Origin of the sequence: Agathobaculum faecis (genome assembly GCF_014287995.1) — a bacterium.
Classification (GTDB): Bacteria; Bacillota; Clostridia; order Oscillospirales; family Butyricicoccaceae; genus Agathobaculum; species Agathobaculum ammoniilyticum.
Map to the genome: position 1 here is coordinate 1 of NZ_JACOPL010000047.1, position 2,844 is coordinate 2,844.

The following is a 2,844-nucleotide window of genomic DNA, read 5'->3' on the forward strand; positions in this document are numbered from 1 at the left end:
CAGCATGTTCACGGCATCCTTGGCCTTTATATCGGCCTCATCCGTGAACGCCGCACCGGCAAACATGGTGAACGCGCATGCGAACGCCAGCACCAGTGCGAGAACCTTTTTCTGATGGCGCGATACTGCACATAATATAGAGGAAATTACCAAAATGCAGTCAAAACTGTCTTAATAAAAAACTTTTCCGTGTTAGGGAAATTTTGGATAATCAATAATAAACAAAACAAACAGCCAAATTCGGCTTCCACGATTCAGAAAAAATTTTGCAATTATTTTGTGCAGAAACACTATTTCTGTTTTCCCCTGCTTGTACAAGGATACAAAATGCGGTATACTTTTATATATCATTTTACAAACAGAAAGGGCAGCTTATGAAGCTCAAAACCAGGATAGCCGTTATAATATGCAAAGTATCCGGTGCGCTGCTGCGCAAAATGGGACGCGGCGGGACCAACCTGCCCGGTAAGCTTGCATTAAAGATTGATAAAAATATTTTGGGAGAGCTATCGCAGAGTGTCAAAGTAACCGTTGTGACCGGCACAAACGGCAAAACCACGACCTCCCGCATGATTGAACAGGCGTTTTCGGATGCAGGATTTCGATATTTTTCCAATAAATCCGGCGCAAATCTGTTGACCGGCATTATTGCGGTATTTGCTCAGTATTGTTCCCTTTCCGGAAAATGTCGGTATACCCATGCGCTGATTGAATGCGACGAGGCCGCGTTCCGGAAAGCAAGCGAATTCCTGCCGGTAGAATGCCTGGTAGTCAATAACATATTTCGGGATCAACTGGATCGGTACGGCGAGATCACCCATACGCTCAACGCTATTCGGGAAGGCATCACGCATATTCCGGACGCTGTGCTGTGCTTGAACGCGGATTGTTCGCTTACCGCCTCGCTGGCTGAAAAGATCCCTAACAGGGTGGTTTGGTTTGGCGTCAATGTGCCGATTTATACGCATGCGGCGCACGAGCTGTCAGACGCCCCCTACTGCATTCACTGCAAAACCGAGTATCAGTATGATTATGTGACATACGGCCATCTGGGGGGGTTCCATTGCCCGAACTGCGGATATGGCAGAAAAACGCCGTCCATAGCGGTCACCCAGATATTGACGGCTGGTGCGGATGCCTCTGATATCGTGCTGGATATCTGCGGACGGGAGTACGACGTACATGTGAATCTGCCGGGCGGCTACAATATTTACAATGCCGCGGCCGCGGCCGCGGCCGCCCATGTCGCCGGTATTGACGATGAGACGGCCGTCAGCGCATTGGGGCAATTTGAATGCGGCTTTGGCCGCGCAGAGCAGTTTACACTCGGCAAAGCACAGGCACGGATGATGTTGGTAAAAAATCCGGCGGGCTTTAATCAGGTCATCAACCTGATCGCGCATGACGAAGGCAGCTATAAACTGGCGTTTCTTCTGAATGACCGCTTTGCGGACGGAACGGATATCAGCTGGATTTGGGACGTTGATTTTGAGGCGCTGGCGGAACAGCAGGAACGGTTCACCCAGATCCTGGTTTCCGGCGTCCGTGCAGACGATATGGCGCTCCGCTTAAAATATGCCGGCTTCCGGACAGACAGACTGGAGGTCGTGCGGGAGTATGAGACCCTGCTGGATCGCGTGGGCGCGGATGAAACGCCAGCCTTTCTGATGCCGACCTATACGGCGATGTTCGACCTGCGCAATGAGATCAGCCGGCATACGGATATCAAGGCATTTTATGAATAATGGAGGAGACGGGAAATGGAACTGAATATCTGTCATTTATATCCGGATATCCTCAATCTTTACGGCGACCGTGGCAATATCATAACGATGAAAAGGCGCTTGGAAGCACGCGGTATGGCGGCTCATATAGAGGAATGCTCGATCGGGCAGCCTCTGGATATCGAGGCATACGATATTTTTTTTATCGGCGGCGGTCAGGATTTCGAGCAGGAGGTCCTTCTGCGTGATCTGGCGGGCGGCAAGGCGCGGGACATCCGTGCGGCGGTCGAGGATGAGAAGGTGTTTTTGGCGATCTGCGGAGGCTATCAGATGCTGGGTCAGTATTATAAAACCTGGGACGGCAGTCAGATGGATTTTATCGGAGCAATCAATATCCATACCATAGGCGCCAAAGAGCGTATGATCGGCAATTATATGTTCCGCACAACGCCGGAAAGCAGCGGGACGATCGTGGTAGGGTTCGAAAACCATTCGGGTAAAACCTATCTGGGCGAAGATGTCGCGCCGCTGGGCATGGTGCTGAGCGGTTACGGCAACAACGGCGAGGATCAAACCGAAGGGGCGCGTTATAAAAATGTGTTCGCCACCTATTCGCATGGTTCGCTGCTTCCCAAAAATCCGGAGCTGTGTGATTTTATCCTGCAGAAGGCGATACAACGGAAATACGATGTTGTTCAGCCGCTATCCCCGTTGGATGATACGCTGGAAAATAATGCGCATGCATATATGCAGCAGCGCCTCAGCAGAAAAGCATAGAGAGAGTTCGGTGCGGCCTCCCATAAAAGGGAGGCCGTTTTGTATGTTATAGACAAATTTCTTTTCTTACTTTTGGAGGGCTCATTTGTGCCAAACAGGCGCAACCCGCATAGGTGGCTTTTGCGGATAAAAAATAGAGGCTTGTAAAAAAGTTTGTCCATTTAGTTATTTTATACGGAAAATCAAATAACAGAAGGGTTTTTTGTTATATAATCCGCCATCAGAAAAAGGTTCTCGCACTGGTACTGGCGTTCGCATGCGCGTTCACCATGTTTGCCGGTGCGGCGTTCACGGACGAGGCCGATATCCAGGCCAAGGACGCCGTGAACATGCTGACGGCGCT

At 50.3% G+C, this 2,844-nt stretch carries 2 protein-coding genes; both read left to right on the plus strand.

Going from position 1 to position 2,844, the window contains the following annotated elements:
- Nucleotides 1-374 precede the first annotated feature (374 nt).
- Nucleotides 375-1,745 (plus strand): Mur ligase family protein, encoded by a 1,371-nt coding sequence (locus tag H8S45_RS15625; protein WP_054328569.1) that lies wholly within the window; start codon nucleotides 375-377, stop codon nucleotides 1,743-1,745.
- 15 nt (nucleotides 1,746-1,760) lie between these two features.
- A complete protein-coding gene (locus H8S45_RS15630) occupies nucleotides 1,761-2,501 on the plus strand; it encodes a type 1 glutamine amidotransferase (RefSeq protein WP_054328568.1) in 741 nt (246 codons plus the stop codon).
- The last annotated feature ends 343 nt before the right edge of the window (nucleotides 2,502-2,844 follow it).